An 18,050-nucleotide genomic window follows, 5' to 3' on the forward strand; every position below is an offset into this window, starting at 1 on the left:
CGAGGGCGGTTGATCAGTTGGGGCGGGTGGTGGCGGCGGTGGTCTGGGTGGGGTGTTGTTCGGCGTGGAGCTGGACGGCGTGGTCGATGGTGGCGGCGCCGAGCTTGTGGCGGGCGCGGGTGGCCCGGGAGCGGATGGTGGACGGGCGGGTGCGCTGTCGTTGGGCGATGCGGGCGATGGTGTAGCCCTCGGTGAGGTAGCGGAGGACGGTGGCCTCCGCAGAGGTGAGGGGCTGGCCGAGCGGGTCCTTGTTCAAGATGAGCTCCTTCGGGGGGGGTGCGGGCGGGGACCGGGTGCCGTACTCCGGGAACGGGGGCTGTCCGCTGGTGGCCGGCGTTTCCGACTGGGCATCCGTGCTGCACCGAGGTGTCGGCGGCGGGGCGCGGCTGAGGCCGGTCACCGGCATGGTCGCTTCTCGGTGCGCGCCGCGGGCGGCATTCTGGCCCGATGAGTGAGCGAGGGCGTAGGCGGATGCGGATGCGGGTGGGCCGGCGGGCCTCCCGGCTGAGGGTGTCGGCGACGGTGTCGGAGACCGGCTCGGTGGAGCAGCGGGAGTGTTTCGCGGTGCCGGTCGACGCCGGCTGCTGCGAGGCGGCACGAGCGCGAGAGGTCTTGCCCGGTGGGACGGTGGTGTTCTTCCTGCGACACGCGGTGCGCTGTCCGGTGTGGTCGGCTCGGTGATGGTCCCGGGGTCATCGCTGCGCCTTCTCCGCCTGGGCTGCCGGGCGGTTGCAGCACTGGTGATCTGACGGTGTGTTCGTAGGCGATTCTCTGGTGACCCGGGAGAGTATGCAGGTCGTAGCACTGGGGTGCTGCCGTTGATCATTTTTAGGCGTTTTAGGATCGCCGCTATGACTTCCTCTAAGAACGAGCAGAACCTCAGCCGCAAGCTCCGGCTTCGCGAGCGCCAGAAGAAGCAGACGACGGCCGTGGACGCGATCGAGGCTGCTGAGAAGAAGCTGGCTGCGGCCAGGTTGGACATGGCCCGGGCCGTGCTGCTGAGCGTCGAGGCCTTCGGCAGCCAGCAGGCGGTCGAGGAGCAGCTTGAGATACCGGTGAAGGAGCAGCGCGAGTACCTCGAGCTGCTGCCGTCGGCCGAGGAGGACGGCAAGGGCAAGGGCGCGGCGCCCGCGGCCGCGCCGGCCAAGTCGGCGGCCGCAGCGCCGACGGCCCCGGCGGCGGCGTAGGGCCGGGTGCTGCAGCTGGTGCTCGGCGTGGTCAACGGCGAAGAGCGGTCCTCCCGTCTTGGGAGGGCCGCTCTTCGTCATTTCCGGGACCGGGGTCGTCAGGTGCGGTCGGTGAGGCTGCCCCACGGCCGACGCGGGGCGTCCTCGCGCCGCTTGAGCCAGGCCTTGACCTCGGCCAAGTCTCGGGTGTTGTTCTCGTCGGGGGCGGGGAACGGGTCGTCGGAGTTCGCCGCGGTGAAGTTCTTGGCGTAGTACTTCACCATGTCCCGCGAGATGTTCAGTGCCTTGGCGAGTGCGGTCGGCCGGTGCCGGCCTCCGCTGGGTCGCCACCGGCGGTTCTCGGGGACGTGCTCTTCGATGTCACGTAGGAGCCGGGCCGCGGAGTCGGGGCTCCTGAGGCCGAGCCGTTCGGCGAGGGCCTCGGGGCTGACGTTCTCGTCCTTCTGGTCGGCTTCCAGGACGATGTCGAGCGCTTCGCGCTGGCGAGGGGTGAGGCCGAGCTCGTCGCGCTCCGGCTTCTTGGACGGGGTGCGATCGACCTGGGCGCGCCGGATGATCCAGGCCCGTACGTCGTTCCATTCGCGCATTCCCTCCCCGTCCTTTTCGGGGAACGGGTCGTCGCTGTCGGCCGGGGTGTAGGTCTTGGCGTAGTAGTTAACCCCGTCCTCGGTGAGTCCGAGGGTGTGGCCGAGCTCGCGGGCGTTCATGCGGGCCTGGCGGGGCCGGGCGATGCGGGCGCGCTCGGCGACCTCGCCGGGGCCGGTGCGGCGCTCGGCGGTGGCGAAGGGCTGCTTCTCGTACCAGTCGACCACCGCCTGGTTCTGGCGGTACTTGACGCCGCGCGGACCCGGTGGCGGGTCCTCCGGGGGGAAGGGGATCTCGAGCGACTCGTCGGCAACCCAGTTACGGACGCCGTAGATGGTTCGGCCGGTGGCCCCGGCGATCTGCTGAAGGGTGACGCGAGGCGGCAGCTTGGCGAATGCCGCCTTGACCTCGTCGAGGGACTTCACGGTTGTTCTCCTGGGTCGGGGCTGGCGCCGGCGGCCGCGGGCTGCGGCCGCCGGTCCGGCCCGAGGGCCGGCTGGGTTCGGGTGGGTGGACGGGGTGGTGAAACGCCAACAGGCCGACGACGGGTCGACGGCGCACCTGCTGTGCGAGAGCAGGTACGCCGACGGTCCGTCGCCGGCCGGGGCGCCGGGTGGGGCGTCACGGTAGACCGATAGTCGGGTCGAAGGTGGTGATGGCGGGCGGCACGCTGGGGTGCCTCTCGTCTCGTGGTGCGTTCACCAGGTTCCCCGGGCGGTGAGGGCGGCGGTGCCGCTGGTGATCCATTCGGCGGTGGCGAGCAGCGCGGCGGCGGCGGTGTCGAACTGCTTGCGGCTGTGGTCGCGGACTTCGACGGAGGAGCGGCGGGCGGACTGGCCGTACCAGGCTCCGGCTTGCAGGGCGGTGGCCCAGCGATGGGAGAGGTCGGCGAGCAGCTGCTCGGGCAGGCCGTGCAGGCAGGTGCAGTTGGAGGTGGCGAGCCGGGTGTGGAAGTCCTGGGCGGCCTTCTGGTGGGCGAGGACGTCGGTGGGCGTGGTGATGGGCTCGGTGGACCAGGCGGGCAGGTGCTGGCAGGGGCCGATGTGGTGGACGGCGGCGGCGAGCGCGGTGGCGGTCTGGGCGGTGGTGTCCAGGACGTGGCGGGTGGCGTTGGTGGGGGTCGTGAGGGTGTTCATGGGGCCGGGGTTCCTCTCTCGGGTCGTGGTGGCCGGTTCGGGTTTGCCCTCCCTCGTCCGACGTTAGCTAATCTACGAATGGGGGGCAGGGTGGTCAACTCCGTTGGGCGAGTCGTGGTCGTCGGGCCACCAGCCTGCGGCGGCGGCGTTGATCTCGTGCCGGCTGGCGGCGGCGGCGAGCGCGGTGGGGTCGGCCAGGTAGGCGGCGTACGGGGGGCGGGGGTGGTCATGGGTGAGGGTGCGGATTCGGGCGGCCTGCTCGGCCAGGAGCTGGGCGGCGCAGGCGTAGAGGGCGGCGGGGGAGTCGGTCTGGGCTGTGGTGGTCCAGTTGGTGCCGGTGCGGGTGCGGGCGGTGATCTGGAGGGGGTCGAGGCGGACGCGGTAGCGGTAGTCGACGGCGGTGGTCCGCTCGGGGGTGCTGGGGGCGACGACGGCGGTGATCAGGTGGGGTCCGTGGTCGTGGGTCCAGGCGCGGTAGTGGTCCAGGGTGGGGGGCTCTGTGGTGGTGGCGGTGTGGTCGGCGAGGAAGTCGGCGAGGGCGGGCAGCTGCTGGGTGGGGGGTGCCCAGCGGGAGTAGATGCGGGCCTGGGTCTGGTCGTCGGGGCCGATCCATTCGAGGATGGCGCGCTCGGGCACGGCTGCTCCTTGGCGAGGTGGTGCGGTCGGCCCGGTGGTGGGCCGGGCCGACCGGCGGGTCGGGCTAGAGCTGGAGGGTGCGCCGGACCTGGGCGAGCTTGGCTTCGGCCTGGTCGGCGCGGGCACGCTCGTTGCCGACTTCGGTACGCAGGGAGTCGAGTTCGCCACGGGCCGCGTCGCGCTCCTTCCAGGCGAGGTCGCGCTGCTTGCGCAGCTTGTCGGCGCTCTGGGCCTGGGTGACGAGTTCGCCGAGGTTGAGCTGGGCCAGGGAGCTGGTGGTCAAGTCCGGGCCGGTGCGCTCGCGCCGGGGCTGGCTGGCGGCTGGTCGCTTGGGTGCGGGCACGGTGGTCTTGCCGTTCTGCGTGGTGGTGGTCTTGGCGGGGGTCTTGCTCGGCTTGGCCGGGTTCTGAGCGGTGCCGTTCTTGTGCTTCTTGAGGTGGGGGCGGACCGCGCCGATCTTCGGCGAGGTGTAGGTGCAGTGCGTGCAGCCGAACAGCTCCGAGCCGTCCTCCATCAGCAGGTGGCGGATCTGGTGGAAGTAGACGGGCTTGCCGGGGCGGCTGAGCGGTGAGAGGGACGGAGTGTCTTCGATGACGGTGATGCCGTCGACAGCGGTCGCGGTCATGCCGCTTCCCTTCCAGGTGGGCACCGGCCCGGCCCGCCTGGTCGGCGACTGGGAGCAGCGCGTGGGGCTGCTTGTGGTGCGGTGGTCGTGGTGTCCGGCCCGAGGGTTGCCCTCCCCGTTCCGACATGTACTAATCTACCAATGGCGGGGAGGGGTGTCAACCCGGGCCCGACGAGGCTGCAGGGAGCCGTTGGAAGTGATAGCGGGCCAACCAACTTGATAGCGCAGTCGATAGCAAGCCGGTTCAACGTGATGGCGCCCAGGTCAACGACCCCGAACGGTTCGCCCTCCTGGCGCAAAGCTGCTGCCCGCCATCACCTTCGGCGGCCCGGGCGGGCTCTACTTCGATGAGCGCCTAACTGATAGCGCGCAGCTCAGACGGCCCGTCAACTGTCATCTTCGGCGGCTTCCTACAGAGGCGGCGGGCCCGTCGGTCACCCCGGCGGATGGTGGGTGCGCCGGGGTGAGGTCACGCGCCGGCGGGGTGCTTGGGCACCGCCGGCAGCTGCAGGTCGATCTCCAGCCGTCCGCCGCTCCACCGCCACGGCTCGCGGTCGGCCGGCGGGTGGTCGAGGTCGTACCGCCAGTGCTCGATCGTGAACGCCTCGGGTACCTGGTCCTCCCATGGCTGCTTGAGCGGGCGCACCGTGGTGCGCGTCCACTCGAACCGCTGGCCGCCGGCCTTGCCGTAGCCCAGAGCGGCGCCGGGGCTGAGACCGAAGCCGCGCGGGCTGACTTCGCCGGGCAGAACCAGATGGAAGGCGACCGGGCCGGGGTGCAGCCAGCGGGAGTATGCGGAGTCGACGGCCAGGTAGCAGGCGTAGTCGTCGATCGCCCACACCGTCACGGACTCGTAGGTGGTCATCAGGATCACCGGCTGGGCGGCTTTGCGCGGTACGCCGGGGGAGACGGCGCCGAGGGGTGCGTTCGGGCGAGGGGTTGTCATGGCTCTCCGCTGCGGTGGGTGGGTCGGTACGGCCCGCCCGGTGCGTGGGGTGGGCCGGAGGGGCGGCGGGCGGCCGCGGCCGGCTGCTCGGGCTTGGCCCTGGAGCGCTGGCGCGGGCGGCCGTCCGCCGGGCTGGCTCCCGGCGGACGGCCGCTCGCCGGACCGAGAGTCAGCGGGTGGCCCGGGCGACGGGGGTCAGGTTCTGGGGGTTGAGTTCGTCGTCCTGGATGCGGCTGCCGTCCGGCGCGATCCACATGGCGGTGCCGTTCACCAGGCAGCGCAGGAGGTGCGCGTCGTCAAGGCGGGCGACGTCGCCCATCTGGTAGCCCTGCTGGAGGACGTCGACGGTGAGGTCGTCCTCGCTCTCGTACTCGATCCGGGTGCGGTTGGTGAGCACGATCTCGCCGGGCTGGTGGTGGGCGACCTCGCCCTCGATGGTGGCGCGGATGCGGGCGGCGGGGGTGATGTCCATGGTTCCTCGGGTTCGTGGTGTTCGGCGCGGGGTTTGCCCTCCCCGTTCTGACATTAACTATTCTACCAATCTCGGGGTTGGGGTGGCTACTGGCGGGCTGGTGATGGTCAGCCGTCGCGCTCCTCTCGCTGCGCTGCGCTGTGGTGCTCGGTGCCGAGTTCGTCCCAGGGCAGGGTCCAGTCGGCGGCAGCGGCCAGGCGGGCGGCCGCGGAGCGCGCCGCGGAGCGCCTGCGGTAGTAGCGGCCGTTCACGGGCAGGCCGCTCGCCTTGTGCAGGATGCGGAAGCCGGCCACCCCTTCGCGGCCGGTGCGCAGGCCCGGGTAGGGGTCGGCGGCGCGGAGCACCGCCAGTGCCTCCTCGACGACCAGGGCGGCGCGGAGGCGCTTCAGCCAGTACCCCTCGGCCGGGCTGTCGGCGCCGTCCGTACGGCGGCCGATCTCGGCGCGCAGCTGGTTCCTGGTCCAGTTGGTGAGGTCGCGGGCGTCGACCGCCGCTCGCTGCTCCGGACTGAGTTCGGGCTCGTCCTCGCCTTCGCCGCTCACGGGCGCCGGCCGTGCTGCGGGTCGGCCGGCTCGCGTACGGCGTCGTCGTAGGCCGCGCCCAGGTCGGCGGGCCGGTAGACCCAGGAGGTGCCGCCGGCGTACCGGACGCGGGCGGTGCGGCCGGGCAGCCACGCGGCGCCCTGGGCGTGCTGCTCCATCGTGGGGCCGAGGTAGACGATGCTCTCGCCCGTCCCGTCGGTGACGGTGGTGCCGGGCGGGATCTCGGCCCCGGTGCGCAGGTCGCGCAGCACGCGCAGCGCCTCACCCGCGTCGTGCACCTCGCCGGTGAGCGGGTTGCGGACGGTGTGGCAGGGGAGGGCTTCGAGCTCCTGGAGGTCTCGCCGGTGCTCGGCCAGCGCCGTCCGGCCGGCCTCGGTGATCACCGCGGCCGAGTAGTCGGCGGCCCATTCGATCCAGCCGCGTTCGGCGCACTCGTGCGCGCCGTCCGGGCGCAGGATCGCGCCGCGGTAGGTGCCGCTGGTGCTGGTGAGGTAGCGCAGCGCGCCGTACTCGGTGACGGCGGTCAGCGGGCCGTCGGCGGCCGCGGCCCGGCCCCGGCCGGCGCGGCCGCCCCCCCGGCGGGTGCGGACCGCCATCAGCGGCCGCCCTGGCGTGGCAGCCGCAGCTGCGCGGTGGGCAGCCAGGCCGGTACCTGGCCGATCCCTTCGCGGGAACGGTGTCTGGCGATCTCGGTGGGGGTGGCGGCGCGCACCAGCAGGGTCTCGGGGTGCTCGGTCTCCTCGACGGTGTAGTCGTCGCGCTCCAGGGCTCCGGCCATGTTGGAGCTGGTGGTGAACCAGCCGGTGCCGGTGGCGGTGAGCAGCACGCAGCCGGGGCGGCCGGCCTCGGTGGCGTCGGTGGCGGTGAAGTCGGCCGGGTCGTCGTCGGTGGCGTGGCGGAAGCCCGCCAGGGTGAGGGCGGCGGTGACGGCGTCCGGCTGGGCGGTGCTCGGGGCGTGCTGCGCCCGGGCCCAGGCCGCGGGCGGGTGGTCGGGCAGGTAGACGCAGGGCTCGCCGTTGACGGTGACGCCGATGGCGTGCGGGCCGAGCGCGACCAGCGCGCCCTCGGCGGCCAGGATGGTGACCATCTCCGCGATGCTCTCGCCGGTGAACCTGCTCTGGTGCAGGGAGTAGTAGCCGGGCCGGCTGTGCCACCAGGTGGTGCCGGCCAGGTCGGCGACGGCCTGGTGCGCCTCGTCGGCGGTCGCGGTGCTCCACGTGAGTTCGAGGGGGACGACGCTGAGCTGGGGGTGCGGCCGTCCCGGTCGAAGATGCGCAGCGGGGCGGTGGGCGGCGTGGTGATCTCCAGGGTCTCGGCGAGGCTGGTCGGGTTCTCGACGGCGGTGTAGCGGCCGGAGCCGCCGCCGATCGCGGTGTGGAAGGTGACGGCGTAGAACGGCGGGTGCGCGGTGGTGGCGCTGGTGCTCATGGGTTGGTGGGCTCCTCGGTCGGGCGGGGTTCGGCGCTCTGGCGGTGCTGCCGCCCTGGTCAGTCGTCGTACTCGGGGGTAACGGCCGCCCTGACCTGGACGGCGACATCGGTGAGCTGCCGGCCGGCGTCGGCGAGGCGGTTCGCGCTGTCCGCGAGCAGGGCCGCGATGTCGTCGCCGGCCTCCTCGGGTATCCGGGAGCACCACCCGCTCAACGTGGTGGTGAACTCGGTGATCCGGGTGAGCGCGCCGTGTGGGCCCAGGAAGGTGTCGGCCAGCAGCGCTGTCTCGTAGGCCTCGTCGGTGGGGTCGAGGTCGGCCAGCCGGCCGGCCAGGGCCGCCAGGGCCGCGACCGGGTCCGGCACCGGGGTGGGGACGAAGTGGACGCCGGCCGGTGCGGGTGTGCCGAGGGTGGGGTCGAGGGTGACGTGGAACGCGTGGCTGCGCAGCTCGTTGGCGGCGGCGGTCGCGGCGGCGTTCGCCGCGCTCTCGCTGGTTCCGCCGGGCAGCCGCCGGTGCGAGGTGACGCCGTTGCTGGTCTTGTACTCGGCGAAGCCGTGGCGGCCGAGGATGCGTCCGGCGGTGTCGTCGAGCGGGCCCTGGGCGACGGTCCCGTTCGGGGTCCGGCGCAGGTCGTAGGTGGTGGGCATCGGGGTTGTCCTGTCGGAGGGGGCCGGGCCGCCGCGGGGGCGGCCCGGCCGAGGGGGTCAGTTCGGGTGGCGGGGCGGGTGGGCCTGGCAGCACGGTTCGGCGCCGGAGGTGCGGGCCAGTTCGGGCGTCTCGGCGGGGGAGTACAGCCACGGGCGGCGGTCCCGGTCGGCGCGGCGGGCCCGGTAGGAGGGGCGCGGGCCGAAGGCGCTGCGGTGGGCCAGTGCCCAAGAGCCTTCCTCGGGGCCCCAGTTGTGCAGGGCGTCCATGGCCAGCCAGGCAGTCGGGGTGAAGCGGCCGCGCCAGGGGTGGCGGACGTCGGCGAACGGGGTGTCGACGAGTTCGGTGTCGAGCGCGCGCAGCACGCCGGGGCTGGCGCCGAGGCGGTGCAGGATGACGCCGGTCAGGCAGCCGGGCTTGCCGCGGTAGTAGAGGCGGGGCGGGAGGTCGTAGCCGGGGCCGTTGTCGGTGCGGGCCGGATTCTCCTCCAGGAGGGCGTGTACGTGGGTGTGGATCAGCGTGGTGGTGAAGCGGGAGCGGGGCACCGGGGCTGCCCTTCGGGAGCGGGACACGGGCAGTTGCCTTCGGGAGTGGTTCGCGCGGCAGCGCGGTAGGGCCGGCGGCCGGGCCGGCCGGTCCGCGCGCTGCGGCGCGGGCCGGGCGGCGGGCGCAGCGGCTAGAACGGGGGCTCCTCCTGGCCGGACGGCGCGCCGGCCCACGGGTCCTGGCCGGCGCCGTCCCAGCCGCCGCCCTGTCCCTGAGCGCCCCGGTTCGACTGGCCGCCCCAGCCGCCGCCCTGCTGGCCGTTCTGGCCGCCCTGGGCGCGCTGGGCCTTGGTGACCTTGGCGGTGGCGGAGCGCAGGCTCGGGCCGACCTCCTCGGCCTCGACCTCGAACACGGTGCGCTTCTCGCCCTCCTTCGTCTCGTAGGTCCGCTGCCGCAGCTTGCCCTGGACGATGACGCGGGTGCCCTTGGTCAGGCTCTCGGCGACGTTCTCGGCGAGCTGGCGCCAGACGTTGCAGGTCAGGAACAGCGCCTCGCCGTCCTTCCACTCGTTGGTCTGGCGGTCGAAGGTGCGCGGGGTGGAGGCGATCCGGAACTTGGCGACCGCTGCGCCGGAGGGGGTGAAGCGAAGCTCGGGGTCGTCGACCAGGTTGCCGATCAGGGTGATGACGGTCTCGCCGGACATGGTGGTACTCCTCGTTCTCGTGTTCGTGGCGTTCGGTCCGGGGCTTGCCCTCCCCTTCTCGACATGCACTAATCTACCCAACATGGGGGAGGGATGTCAACCCGCAGTCCGGATCAGCGCCGGGCTGGCTCGGCCGCGCGGGCGTCGATCCCCATCTGGATGGCCCGCGCTACCAGCGGCAGACAGCTCCCGTCGACGCTGGTGGAGTAGGTGCCGACTCCGAGCCTCCAGCCGCCCGCGCAGGGGGTGAGCGTCGCGGCGGGGCCGTCGGCGAAGGGGGACATCAGCCGGGGCGGGTCGTGCCGGGGCTTCATCACCCGGACTTCAAGGCGCGGGAGGTCGGCGCTCTGCCGGTCGATATGCAGGGCCTGGGCCAGGAGGTCCAGTGCCTCCGCCACCGCGCCGGCCTCGCCCGGATCCGCCCACAGGTAGACCGGGAACAGCGGATTGCGCCCGCCGTGCCCTCCGTTGCCCCAGGCTAGCCCGGGGTGGAGTTCCGCGAGCCAGCTGCGGACCGCGTCGTCCAGCGCGGGGGAGCGGCGGCGTGCGAGCTCCGACCAGCGCCGGATGAGCCCGGCTGGCCCCCGGGCGGCCAGTGCGGCCCGCAGGTCGGCCGCCGCGATGCGCTCGTCAAGTTCACGGATGCGGCCGGTGAGCGCTGTCACCCGCTCCCGGAGACGGGTGCTCTCCGCCTCGGCGCCCTCCTTCTGGCGGCGCAGGTCTTCAAGGTCTTCGGCCGGGGTGGACGGCGTGGGGTGCACGGGGGCTCCTGCAAGGGTGTCCGGGAACGGGCGGGCCGGTCGGCGCGCCCGGGGGCGGCTCGTCGTCACCAGCGGCCCGGGTCGGCCCGGACGGCGGCGCGGTGGGCGCGGATGGCGGCGAAGTCGAGCGGGTTGGCCTGCATCTCGGCGTGGGCCCGGTGCACGGCGGCGTGGGCCTCGACGTAGCAGGTGACGGTGTCGCGGTCGGTGCTGCCGAGCCCCTGGTACGTGGGGCATGCGGGGCAGGTGACCCGGTACATGGGCAGTTGCCCGACGATCTCGCCGCGGGTGGCGGGAGCGGGCCCGGGGGTCCCCCACTCCTCGACGGGCCGGCTCGGCGGCGCCGGGTGCTGCCAGGCGTGGCCGCGCACCTGCTGGACGTGCTCGTCCTGGTCGGTGGTGGTCGGGCCGAGCCAGGCGGGGCACAGGTCGCAGACCGCGCCGTACAGCGGGACGGTGCCCACCCGGACGGCGTGGACGGGGACAGCGGCGGGGGCGGTGGTCATGGCGTCGGCCTTCCTGGGCACCGGGGGGAGGGGGCTGCGCCCGGCGGGTGGCCGGGCGCAGCGGGGGCGGTCAGTGGGAGGCGGGGGCGGCGTTCGCCTGCCGGGCGGCCTCGACGGCGGCGGCCAGCAGCGGGCGGCCGGCCTCGGCGGCGGCGTCGGTGGGTGCCAGCCCGCGCTCGATGCCGCGCAGGTAGGTCGAGGTGATGACATCCAGGGTGCTGTCGGTGGTGAAGCGGGCGAGCAGGAACTCGGCGGAGACGTTCAGCTTGGGGGCTGCGACCTGCGCGGCTGCGGCGGCGATGGTGCCGACGGTCAGGGCGAGGGCGGTGGCTTCGGCATCGAGGGTGGCGCTGCTCATAGTGTGTCTCCCTGGTCCAGGTGGTCGTGGTGGTCGATTCCGAGGCTTGCCCTCCCCGTTTCGACATGCACTAATCTACCAGATGAAGAGAGGGGTGTCCACCGGGGCGGTCGCCACGGTGTCGGAGGGCAGCGGCGCGGGCAGGGTGCGGGCGCCCTGGCCGTTGAGCAGGGCCGTGACACGCTCGGCGCACGCTCCCGGCGGCGCGAACCACCGGTCGGCGCGCAGGGCCTGCCCGGTTCGCGCCTCGATGATCACCCAGTTGATGAAGTCGTCGTCCAGGGTGACCTGGAGGTTGTGCGTGTGGTCGGCCTCGCCGGGGCCGATGGACAGCCGGACGACGGTGGTCGAGGTGTACTCGCCGGTGGCGACGGCGGCCGCAGGGATGCCGCGGGTGCTCAGGTGGCCGGCGAGCCAGGCGGCGCACTCGTGCCAGTTCATGCGGTCGGTCGGGTGCACGGCGGCACTTCTCCTTGTGGGTCGGGGCGGCGTCGGGGCGACCGCGTGGGTTTCGGACGGATTGCTGCGGAGCCGTGGCGGGCCGGGCTGCAATCAGCAGCCGGTGGCCCAGTACCACGCCTCCCAGTGCCCGTACTTGCGGACGAGCCGCACCAGCTGGGGGCGGTTCCGGACGCGGCCGACGATCTTGAGCGCGCGGAGCATCTCCTGCCCGCCGGTGTTGGCCAGGAACTTGACGTCCTCCAGCGTCGCCTCCCCGCCGAACACGCGGTCGAGCAGTTCGTTGTAGGTCTCGCCGGTCGGGGTCTCGGGAAGCTCGGTCCAGTGGGCGTAGGCCATGATCTCTCCATGTGCAGGCGGTCCGTGGTATCCGGCCCGAGGCTTGCCCTCCCCGTTCCGACATGCACTAATCTACCAGTCGGAGGGAGGGGCGTCAACTCGGTCCGGCAAACCTTGCCGTCCGGCCGGAAACGGCTCCGTCACCGGCCGGGCCTGCACAGGAACGCGTCGAGGGTGACCAGGCTGGTGAAGACGTGGCCGCGCCGGCCGTCCTCGTCCTGCTCTTCGTAGTCGCGCTGCTCCTTGGCCCAGTTGTAGTCCACGACCGCGCGGATGCTGTCCAGTTCGTCGTCGGTGAGCGCTCGGCGCTGCGGGTCGTCCATCGATACCCCTTCGTTCGTCGGCATGCTCCGGCGGCGGGTGTGCGGTGCGTCAGTGGGCCTGGCGCGGGATGCCCGGACCTCGGCCTCCGGGGCGCTCGTTGTGGGTGCAGCTGGCCACCCCGGGGCAGCCGGCCGCCTCCCGGTGCCAGTGGTAGAGGGTGGTGCCCGCTACGCGCCGGTAGGTATGGACGGCCGTCACCACGCCGCGCAGGGCGGGGAGCGGCTGTTGCTCCAGCCAGTCGTCCGGGTAGTCGAGCGGGGTGGTCAGCTGGACCGTCTCCGGCAGCTCGTCGGCGCGCACCAGGAAGCGGGCTCCGGCGGCGGGGCCGTCGTTCAGAGTGATGGTCGTCGGGGTGTTCACGTCTTCTTCCGGATCGGCGGGCGGGGCGGGCGCGGCCGGTTCGGCCGCGCCCTGCTGGTGGTCAGCTGACGCGGGTCCGGGCGGCGCGCGGCCCCTGGGTCGTGTCGGTGAAGGGGTCGGCCATGCCGGGGTCGCCGAACAGGATGCGGTGGATGGCGCGGGCCCCCAGCCAGTCGGAGTCCCAGCCCCCGTCGCTCTGGACGGCGAAGAAGTCGGGGGCGAGGGTGTGGGCGCGCAGCAGGACGGCGGTGACGGCCAAGTCGTACGGGCGTTCGCCGGTCTTGCAGAAGTCCCAGACGAATCCGGACTTCTCGCGGGAGGGGTCGGGGTTCAGGTCGATGCCGAACGTCTCGTAGTCGTCGCCGTCCGCCCGGCTGCCGTTGAAGCGGATCGCACTGTCGTCGATGCCGGGTGCGCCGGTGCCGTCGCCGCCCGCGAGCTGCGTGCCCTGGCCCTGGACGAGGTCGAGGATGGCCGCGGCGTCCAGTTGCAGCTGGAGCCAGGCGGTGCGGAAGCCCTCGGCCTGCGGGGTGTAGCTCCAGTAGTGGGTGTAGCCCATGGCGGCGTCTCCTGGTTCGTGTGGCTCGTGGTGTCCGGCCCGGGCTTGCCCTCCCCGTTCCGACATGCACTAATCTACCAGTCATGGGGAGGGGTGTCAACGCAGGTCAGCCTCGTTCGTCGGCGGCTTCCCGGGCGCGGTGGCGCAGGGCGCGGCGGTTGTCGATGCCGTGCTTGGCCAGGATCGCGCGGCGGAGCGCCTCGGCCTGGACGGGGCAGCGTACGGCCCATTCCTCGGCGGCCTGCTGCGCGCTGGTGAACCGCCGCCCGGCCAGCGCCTCGCGGACCCGGACGACGTGCTGGCCGGCTCCGCGCACCTGTCCGCGTTCCAGCAGCGCCTGGGCTGCCCGCGACCACCTGAGCAGGTCGGCGCCCGGCTGCGTCGTCGGGTCCAGGCACTGGGCGGCCTCGACGCCGAGCGAGAAGAGCGCGGCCAGCTCGGCGTCGTCCGCCGCGAGCCAGGCACGGGTCTCGGCCCGGGGCGGCTCTCGCCGCTCGGCGCACCACCGGTCCCACGCTGCGCCGTACCCCTCGCCGGTGCGCCGGTGGGTGGCGTGCCAGTCGGCGAACCGCCCGTCGGCTCCGCCCCGGGCCTGGATCACGTCGCGGGCGAACTCGCGGGCCGTGATGGTGGGTGTCGCGGCGATCGCTGCCGCTTCTTGCCGGTCCAGTTCGGCCTGGGCCGTCGCGTGCGCCGCGGCTGCGAGGTGCTCGCCCTCGGCGTCCGCCAGGGCGGAGGCCGCGCGGTCGGCCGCCGCCTGGGCGCGGTCGGCCAGAGCGCGGGCGCGCCCGGCGAGTTCGGCGGCGCGCAGCGCGCTGGGGGTGGTCCGCTCCGCGTTCGCCCGGTCCTCCGCCTCGGCTGCGCGGGCCGTGAGCGACGCGCGGCCGGCCGTCCGGCCGGCTGCTGCGGCTTCGGAGCGGGCTGCGGCCTCGGCCGCGGCGGCCCACGGTTCCCGGCGGCACTGCGCCTCGGTCAGGGCGGCTTCGGCGCGGAAGTGGGCGGCTTCGGCGCGCTCGGCGTGCTGGTCCGCCAGGACGGACCACGCGGCCGCGTCCAGGCCCTGCACGGTGATATCGGCCGCCTCGGCTGCGCGGTCGATTCCGGGGGTCTCCTCCACCGTGGTGCGGAGTTCACGGTACGTCGTGCCCTGGGCGCGGTGCCCGCCGTCGAGCCGGCCCCAGGACCTGCCCGCGTCGAAGCGGTTGTTCGCGGCGCTCCAGACGGCGCGCAGCTCCGCCTCCGCGAGGCCCTTTCGGGTCCGGATGAGTGCGGACAGGGTCAGTACCCACCGGTCGGCGCTGCGCCGGGCGTCCGGTGTCCAGCCGTTCGCGGTGGCCTTGTCCGCGAGGGTCAACAGGCTCTTGGGGGCTTCGGCGTGCAGAGCGTCAAGGGTCTGTGCGGTCATGGTCCTGGTCTTCCTGGTCGGTCGGACGGCCTGCGGGCGCTGGCGGTGCCGCTCCGGGGCGGGACGCCCCGGAGCGGCGGGCCGGTCACTCGAACGTGTAGCTGGTGAGCTGGCGCACGAACGTCCAGTGCCACACGTGGGGCAGGTCGGCGTAGCCGGTGAGGATTCGCATGAGGCGCAGGTCGTACTCGACCGGGCTCTCGACGGTGATGAACACGTCTCCGGAGCGGTACTCGAAGTGGGTGAAGCGGTACGGGGTCCCGTTGATCCAGCGGACGTGGGTCGTCGTCAGCTCGCCGTTCGGGCTCTCGTCCTCGGTGCGGTGGGTGCGCGGGCCGATGGTGCGGGTCTTCTGGAGGGTCTGCACGGCGTCCTCTTCCGTTGGTTCGTGATGGCCGGCCCCGGGGTTGCCCTCCCCGTTCCGACATGTACTAATCTACCTGCCATGGATGGGGGTGTCAACCTGCGGGATCATCAGGGGCGTGCGGACCCTGGCGCCGGGGCGGCGGGTGGCAGCGTGATGGTGAGCAGGTAGGGGGCGCTGGCCTCGTGCTGGAACGAGTAGGTGGACTCCACGGCCCAGGGGCGGCCGGTGGGCACGGCGCCCGCGCCCAAGTAGCGTACGGCTGCGAGCAGTTCGTGCAGGGCGATGACCCAGCACTCCTGAGCGTCGCCGGTCAGGGCGGCGGTGTCGGCGGCGGCGGCGACGGTGCGCCCCCTCTCGTCCTCGATGCGCAGGAACTCGACGGGGCGCAGCGGGTGCCGGTCGTTCTCGGTGCGGTCGAAGACGAGTCGGGCGGCGGTCGGCCACGCGTGGCGCAGGGTGTCGGCGGCGCTGTGGAGGAAGGCTCCGGCCATGTCGGTATTGGCCTGTTCGAGTGCCCGGCGGCAGTGGTGGAGGTGGGCTGCGGGCTGGATGTAGGGGTCGGGGGCGGCCGTCACGGGCGCCTTCTCCTCGGTGGTGGCGGGCGGGGGCCGCGGCGGCCCTGCGGGGCCGGCCTGCGGGCCGTGGGCGGACTCCCCGCGCCCACCGGGCGCGGGGAGCGGGGCGGTTACAGGCGGACGCCGGTGGATTCGTAGTGGAAGCTGCCGGTGCTGTCGGGGTCGGCCGTCTTGACGGTCTCGATGCGGTCGGGGTCGGCCTCGGGGTCCGCCAGGTACTCGGCGACGTGGGCGGCCAGTTCGTGGCGCAGCACGGTGGACTGGTCGTCGTCCAGGTGACCCAGGAGGTTGGCGTAGATCGTGAAGGTGCCGAAGTCGTAGTTGGTGACCTCGTAGCTGCCGTGGCCGAAGCGGTCGACGGTCTCGGCGCGGTCGCCGTACAGCTCGGAGGCGATTTCGCGGATGGTGTCGAGCTGATCGGCGGCGGTCAGCATCTCGGCGAGCATGGCGTCTCCCTGGTCCGGGTTGGTCGTGGTGGCCGGTCCCGGGGCTTGCCCTCCCCGTTCCGACATGCACTAATCTACCGGACCGGGGGAGGGGTGTCAACCTGCGGAGGGGTGGCGATCCAGGAAGTCGGTGAACACGAGGAAGAGCCGGGCGGCCTCCCGCTCCTCCCACTCCCCGCTGTCGCAGACCTGGAAGACGGACAGCCGGGCGCGCAGCTCGCGGACGGCGGCGATCAGGTGGCCGTCTACGGGATCGAACACCGGGCTCGCGGCCTGGGCCGCCATCTCCGGGTGGCCGACCGCATGGGCGCGGACCCTGCGCCACAGGCGGGCCTGCTCCTGCGCGAGAAGGAGGGCGTTGACGTCGCCCACGTCGGCGTCCGGGTCGGCGAGCAGGGTGCGCAGCTCGTTGCGCGCGGCGTCGCGCCGGGCGAACGCCTGGGCAGAGAGCTTGTTGAGGTGCCCGGCCGCCTCGGCCGGTGGGACGCTTTCCCGGTAGAGGTCGGAACGGCTGGCGGGCTCCCCCGGTTGGGGTCCAGTCTGATGCGTGGTCACTTCGGGTTCTTCCTGTTCTCCGGCGCGGGTCGTTCGGGGCGAGCCGGGCGCGGCGGGTCCGCGCCCGGCGGGTCGGTCAGCGGTAGAGCATCCCGTTGACGCAGTCGTCGATGAACGCTTCGCATTCGCCGCGCCGGTCTTCGGCGCAGTCGGGGCAGCTGGTGAGGCACGAGCAGTGGCGGGCGTTGCCCGCGCCGATGCCGTGCCAGTCGGCGGCGTCGATGGTGTCGGGGTTCGCGGTCCCGGCCTTGTTGTCGCAGTGCTCGCATTCGAGTTCGACCTCTTCGCAGAGGGCGGCGTGGTGGCCGTCCTCGCCGCACCATCCGCAGGTGATCGCGGTGTCGGTGGTGGGGGTCTGCACGGTGAGGACGGTCATGGTGGTGCACTCCTTGGCCGGGTTGGTCGTGGTGGCCGGCCTCGGGGTTTGCCCTCCCCGTTCCGACATGTACTAATCTACTCGACCGGGGAGGGGGTGTCAACCGGGGGCGCCGGGTGCGCACCCCCGGTTTGGGTGTCAGCTGACGCAGCGGAAGGAGTAGGCGGCGTCGCGGGCGAAGTCGGCGTGGGCTACGCGCTGCACGTGGTGGCGGGCGTCGGCCACGGGGTTGCCCATGGTGCCCCCGGTGATGAAGGCGCCCACTCGCTCGGCCTCGGCGATCTTCTCTTGCCAGGTGGCGGCGGGGTCGGCGCTGGCATCCAGAGCCTTGGTCAGATCCTCCCACAGCTTGGCCCGGACCTGGTGGCCGGTGATGTTCTCGAAGAAGCCGTCCATGCGGACGTTGTGCGCCGTCAGCCGCTCCTCGTGCAGGCGGTCCCACCAGCTTTCGGTGTAGCGCCGGGCGCCCTTGAGGCCGGCGTGCGCGGCGGTCTTCAGGCGCTCCTCGAATGCCTTGCGGTCCCGTGCGGCGCGGTCGGTGGCGGCCATGGGCTGCTCCTTCGTTCAGATGGTTCGTAGTGTCCGACCCGGGGCTTGCCCTCCCCGTTTCGACATGTACTAATCTACCCGATGGGGGTGGATTACGCAATTCCTGGCACGGATTCGGCTACCGGATTTGTGCCAGGTAGGCGTCGAGTTCGGCACTGGCCTGGTCGCGGTCGTCGCATTCGCTCACGAAATGGCGGCTGTCGCCTTCTCCGCACAGGATGACACTGCATCCGCCGGGGTAGGTACCGGTGGCCCAGAGGTCGCCGTGCGCGTCGCGCAGGAGGCGGTGAATGAACAGCCTGCCGTGCGCGATATCGTCCCGGATCTGCTGCGCTTCCTGAATTTCTGCCTCCTTTTCGCATTCCGCAATGCTGAATTCGAGTTCCGAGAGGTAAGTGGGGTCGTTGCATTCCCAGCATTCGCCGTCGCAGGTCCACCGGCCGCAGCCCGTACGGGTTCCGTAGTCGCGGAGCGACTGCGTCTCGTTCATTTCTACTGCCTTTCGTTGGTGGGTGGGTGTGTCGGGGTGGGTGCTCGGCCGCGTACGGGTTGGTCCCGTGGACTGTTCCCCCGGCCCCCCGGCGAAATGAGATCTTGGGGGCGGTGAGCGGCCGGAGGTCAGGCGCGGGAGGGAGTACCGCAGCCGGTAGAGCGACGAAGGAGCGGGCCGGCGAGGACACGGACCGGAGCGCTTGACCGCAGGCCGCGCGCCCCCAA

Annotated in this window: 30 protein-coding genes; 1 reads left to right on the plus strand and 29 read right to left on the minus strand. The window is 72.8% G+C overall.

Annotated elements, in window-relative coordinates; all coding sequences use genetic code 11:
* Positions 1-13: 13 nt before the first annotated feature.
* The gene (locus tag ACPC54_RS19370) at positions 14-256 is read right to left on the minus strand and encodes a LuxR C-terminal-related transcriptional regulator (protein ID WP_498966217.1); all 243 of its coding nucleotides are present in this window, start codon (positions 254-256) and stop codon (positions 14-16) included.
* A gap of 595 nt (positions 257-851) precedes the next feature.
* On the opposite strand from ACPC54_RS19370, the gene ACPC54_RS19375 reads away from it, so the two are divergent.
* The gene (locus ACPC54_RS19375; RefSeq protein ID WP_498966218.1) at positions 852-1,187 is read left to right on the plus strand and encodes a hypothetical protein; all 336 of its coding nucleotides are present in this window, start codon (positions 852-854) and stop codon (positions 1,185-1,187) included.
* 98 nt (positions 1,188-1,285) lie between these two features.
* Here ACPC54_RS19375 and ACPC54_RS19380 read toward each other — a convergent pair whose 3' ends face one another.
* The 28 genes from ACPC54_RS19380 to ACPC54_RS19515 form a co-directional block, all read right to left on the minus strand.
* Complete coding sequence (locus ACPC54_RS19380) at positions 1,286-2,197, minus strand: hypothetical protein (protein WP_498966220.1); 912 nt, start codon at positions 2,195-2,197, stop codon at positions 1,286-1,288.
* Between the two features lie 273 nt (positions 2,198-2,470).
* On the minus strand, positions 2,471-2,908 hold the full coding sequence (locus ACPC54_RS19385; RefSeq protein ID WP_498966222.1) for a hypothetical protein: 438 nt from the start codon (positions 2,906-2,908) through the stop codon (positions 2,471-2,473).
* Between the two features lie 72 nt (positions 2,909-2,980).
* On the minus strand, positions 2,981-3,544 hold the full coding sequence (locus ACPC54_RS19390; protein ID WP_498966223.1) for a hypothetical protein: 564 nt from the start codon (positions 3,542-3,544) through the stop codon (positions 2,981-2,983).
* Between the two features lie 64 nt (positions 3,545-3,608).
* Complete coding sequence (locus tag ACPC54_RS19395; RefSeq protein ID WP_498966224.1) at positions 3,609-4,169, minus strand: hypothetical protein; 561 nt, start codon at positions 4,167-4,169, stop codon at positions 3,609-3,611.
* A gap of 469 nt (positions 4,170-4,638) precedes the next feature.
* Entirely contained in the window at positions 4,639-5,115 is a 477-nt protein-coding gene (locus ACPC54_RS19400) for a hypothetical protein (RefSeq protein WP_498966225.1), read from the minus strand.
* Between the two features lie 169 nt (positions 5,116-5,284).
* Positions 5,285-5,587 carry a hypothetical protein gene (locus ACPC54_RS19405; protein ID WP_498966226.1) on the minus strand — a complete coding sequence of 101 codons (303 nt, stop codon included), beginning with the start codon at positions 5,585-5,587 and terminating at the stop codon, positions 5,285-5,287.
* A gap of 107 nt (positions 5,588-5,694) precedes the next feature.
* Positions 5,695-6,129, minus strand: a complete 435-nt coding sequence (locus ACPC54_RS19410) for a hypothetical protein (RefSeq protein ID WP_498966227.1) — start codon at positions 6,127-6,129, stop codon at positions 5,695-5,697.
* Complete coding sequence (locus ACPC54_RS19415) at positions 6,126-6,725, minus strand: hypothetical protein (protein WP_498966228.1); 600 nt, start codon at positions 6,723-6,725, stop codon at positions 6,126-6,128. Before ACPC54_RS19415 ends, ACPC54_RS19410 begins: the two co-directional genes overlap by 4 nt.
* Positions 6,725-7,216, minus strand: coding sequence for a hypothetical protein (locus tag ACPC54_RS19420; RefSeq protein ID WP_498966230.1), 492 nt, complete (start codon positions 7,214-7,216; stop codon positions 6,725-6,727). Before ACPC54_RS19420 ends, ACPC54_RS19415 begins: the two co-directional genes overlap by 1 nt.
* Positions 7,217-7,616: 400 nt before the next feature.
* Positions 7,617-8,207, minus strand: a complete 591-nt coding sequence (locus ACPC54_RS19425) for a hypothetical protein (protein WP_498966232.1) — start codon at positions 8,205-8,207, stop codon at positions 7,617-7,619.
* A gap of 57 nt (positions 8,208-8,264) precedes the next feature.
* Entirely contained in the window at positions 8,265-8,750 is a 486-nt protein-coding gene (locus tag ACPC54_RS19430; protein WP_498966233.1) for a hypothetical protein, read from the minus strand.
* A 131-nt stretch (positions 8,751-8,881) separates the two neighbouring features.
* A complete protein-coding gene (locus ACPC54_RS19435) occupies positions 8,882-9,394 on the minus strand; it encodes a single-stranded DNA-binding protein (RefSeq protein ID WP_498966234.1) in 513 nt (170 codons plus the stop codon).
* 113 nt (positions 9,395-9,507) lie between these two features.
* On the minus strand, positions 9,508-10,155 hold the full coding sequence (locus ACPC54_RS19440) for a hypothetical protein (RefSeq protein ID WP_498966235.1): 648 nt from the start codon (positions 10,153-10,155) through the stop codon (positions 9,508-9,510).
* Positions 10,156-10,220: 65 nt separating this feature from the next.
* Positions 10,221-10,661: a hypothetical protein gene (locus tag ACPC54_RS19445; protein WP_498966237.1), complete on the minus strand. Its 441-nt coding sequence runs from the start codon at positions 10,659-10,661 to the stop codon at positions 10,221-10,223.
* Between the two features lie 70 nt (positions 10,662-10,731).
* Positions 10,732-11,019, minus strand: a complete 288-nt coding sequence (locus tag ACPC54_RS19450; protein WP_498966238.1) for a hypothetical protein — start codon at positions 11,017-11,019, stop codon at positions 10,732-10,734.
* A 75-nt stretch (positions 11,020-11,094) separates the two neighbouring features.
* On the minus strand, positions 11,095-11,478 hold the full coding sequence (locus tag ACPC54_RS19455; RefSeq protein ID WP_498966239.1) for a hypothetical protein: 384 nt from the start codon (positions 11,476-11,478) through the stop codon (positions 11,095-11,097).
* Between the two features lie 93 nt (positions 11,479-11,571).
* Positions 11,572-11,817, minus strand: coding sequence for a hypothetical protein (locus ACPC54_RS19460; RefSeq protein ID WP_498966240.1), 246 nt, complete (start codon positions 11,815-11,817; stop codon positions 11,572-11,574).
* 140 nt (positions 11,818-11,957) lie between these two features.
* Positions 11,958-12,140, minus strand: a complete 183-nt coding sequence (locus tag ACPC54_RS19465; protein ID WP_498966242.1) for a hypothetical protein — start codon at positions 12,138-12,140, stop codon at positions 11,958-11,960.
* Between the two features lie 49 nt (positions 12,141-12,189).
* Positions 12,190-12,501, minus strand: coding sequence for a hypothetical protein (locus tag ACPC54_RS19470; protein ID WP_498966243.1), 312 nt, complete (start codon positions 12,499-12,501; stop codon positions 12,190-12,192).
* Between the two features lie 61 nt (positions 12,502-12,562).
* Positions 12,563-13,060 carry a hypothetical protein gene (locus tag ACPC54_RS19475; protein WP_498966245.1) on the minus strand — a complete coding sequence of 166 codons (498 nt, stop codon included), beginning with the start codon at positions 13,058-13,060 and terminating at the stop codon, positions 12,563-12,565.
* Positions 13,061-13,166: 106 nt separating this feature from the next.
* Positions 13,167-14,465 carry a hypothetical protein gene (locus ACPC54_RS19480; protein ID WP_498966246.1) on the minus strand — a complete coding sequence of 433 codons (1,299 nt, stop codon included), beginning with the start codon at positions 14,463-14,465 and terminating at the stop codon, positions 13,167-13,169.
* An 85-nt stretch (positions 14,466-14,550) separates the two neighbouring features.
* Entirely contained in the window at positions 14,551-14,832 is a 282-nt protein-coding gene (locus tag ACPC54_RS19485) for a hypothetical protein (protein ID WP_498966247.1), read from the minus strand.
* A 107-nt stretch (positions 14,833-14,939) separates the two neighbouring features.
* The gene (locus tag ACPC54_RS19490) at positions 14,940-15,407 is read right to left on the minus strand and encodes a hypothetical protein (protein WP_498966249.1); all 468 of its coding nucleotides are present in this window, start codon (positions 15,405-15,407) and stop codon (positions 14,940-14,942) included.
* A gap of 110 nt (positions 15,408-15,517) precedes the next feature.
* The gene (locus tag ACPC54_RS19495) at positions 15,518-15,853 is read right to left on the minus strand and encodes a hypothetical protein (protein WP_498966251.1); all 336 of its coding nucleotides are present in this window, start codon (positions 15,851-15,853) and stop codon (positions 15,518-15,520) included.
* Positions 15,854-15,949: 96 nt separating this feature from the next.
* A complete protein-coding gene (locus ACPC54_RS19500; protein WP_498966253.1) occupies positions 15,950-16,408 on the minus strand; it encodes a hypothetical protein in 459 nt (152 codons plus the stop codon).
* Between the two features lie 76 nt (positions 16,409-16,484).
* Positions 16,485-16,784: a hypothetical protein gene (locus ACPC54_RS19505; RefSeq protein ID WP_498966254.1), complete on the minus strand. Its 300-nt coding sequence runs from the start codon at positions 16,782-16,784 to the stop codon at positions 16,485-16,487.
* Between the two features lie 138 nt (positions 16,785-16,922).
* Positions 16,923-17,333, minus strand: coding sequence for a hypothetical protein (locus tag ACPC54_RS19510; protein WP_498966256.1), 411 nt, complete (start codon positions 17,331-17,333; stop codon positions 16,923-16,925).
* 118 nt (positions 17,334-17,451) lie between these two features.
* Positions 17,452-17,823: a hypothetical protein gene (locus ACPC54_RS19515; protein ID WP_498966258.1), complete on the minus strand. Its 372-nt coding sequence runs from the start codon at positions 17,821-17,823 to the stop codon at positions 17,452-17,454.
* Positions 17,824-18,050 lie beyond the last annotated feature (227 nt).

The organism is Kitasatospora sp. NPDC094028, assembly GCF_049543595.1.
In the GTDB taxonomy this organism is placed as follows: Bacteria; Actinomycetota; Actinomycetes; order Streptomycetales; family Streptomycetaceae; genus Kitasatospora.

Bases quoted from the DNA above. Each gene is read 5' to 3' on its own strand.
- ACPC54_RS19375 (WP_498966218.1), top strand. From the start codon at position 852: ATGACTTCCTCTAAGAACGAGCAGAACCTCAGCCGCAAGCTCCGGCTT.
- ACPC54_RS19385 (WP_498966222.1), bottom strand. From the start codon at position 2,908: ATGAACACCCTCACGACCCCCACCAACGCCACCCGCCACGTCCTGGAC.
- ACPC54_RS19395 (WP_498966224.1), bottom strand. From the start codon at position 4,169: ATGACCGCGACCGCTGTCGACGGCATCACCGTCATCGAAGACACTCCG.
- ACPC54_RS19400 (WP_498966225.1), bottom strand. From the start codon at position 5,115: ATGACAACCCCTCGCCCGAACGCACCCCTCGGCGCCGTCTCCCCCGGC.
- ACPC54_RS19405 (WP_498966226.1), bottom strand. From the start codon at position 5,587: ATGGACATCACCCCCGCCGCCCGCATCCGCGCCACCATCGAGGGCGAG.
- ACPC54_RS19415 (WP_498966228.1), bottom strand. From the start codon at position 6,725: ATGGCGGTCCGCACCCGCCGGGGGGGCGGCCGCGCCGGCCGGGGCCGG.
- ACPC54_RS19420 (WP_498966230.1), bottom strand. From the start codon at position 7,216: ATGGTCACCATCCTGGCCGCCGAGGGCGCGCTGGTCGCGCTCGGCCCG.
- ACPC54_RS19425 (WP_498966232.1), bottom strand. From the start codon at position 8,207: ATGCCCACCACCTACGACCTGCGCCGGACCCCGAACGGGACCGTCGCC.
- ACPC54_RS19435 (WP_498966234.1), bottom strand. From the start codon at position 9,394: ATGTCCGGCGAGACCGTCATCACCCTGATCGGCAACCTGGTCGACGAC.
- ACPC54_RS19445 (WP_498966237.1), bottom strand. From the start codon at position 10,661: ATGACCACCGCCCCCGCCGCTGTCCCCGTCCACGCCGTCCGGGTGGGC.
- ACPC54_RS19450 (WP_498966238.1), bottom strand. From the start codon at position 11,019: ATGAGCAGCGCCACCCTCGATGCCGAAGCCACCGCCCTCGCCCTGACC.
- ACPC54_RS19460 (WP_498966240.1), bottom strand. From the start codon at position 11,817: ATGGCCTACGCCCACTGGACCGAGCTTCCCGAGACCCCGACCGGCGAG.
- ACPC54_RS19465 (WP_498966242.1), bottom strand. From the start codon at position 12,140: ATGGACGACCCGCAGCGCCGAGCGCTCACCGACGACGAACTGGACAGC.
- ACPC54_RS19475 (WP_498966245.1), bottom strand. From the start codon at position 13,060: ATGGGCTACACCCACTACTGGAGCTACACCCCGCAGGCCGAGGGCTTC.
- ACPC54_RS19480 (WP_498966246.1), bottom strand. From the start codon at position 14,465: ATGACCGCACAGACCCTTGACGCTCTGCACGCCGAAGCCCCCAAGAGC.
- ACPC54_RS19495 (WP_498966251.1), bottom strand. From the start codon at position 15,853: ATGCTCGCCGAGATGCTGACCGCCGCCGATCAGCTCGACACCATCCGC.
- ACPC54_RS19505 (WP_498966254.1), bottom strand. From the start codon at position 16,784: ATGACCGTCCTCACCGTGCAGACCCCCACCACCGACACCGCGATCACC.
- ACPC54_RS19510 (WP_498966256.1), bottom strand. From the start codon at position 17,333: ATGGCCGCCACCGACCGCGCCGCACGGGACCGCAAGGCATTCGAGGAG.
- ACPC54_RS19515 (WP_498966258.1), bottom strand. From the start codon at position 17,823: ATGAACGAGACGCAGTCGCTCCGCGACTACGGAACCCGTACGGGCTGC.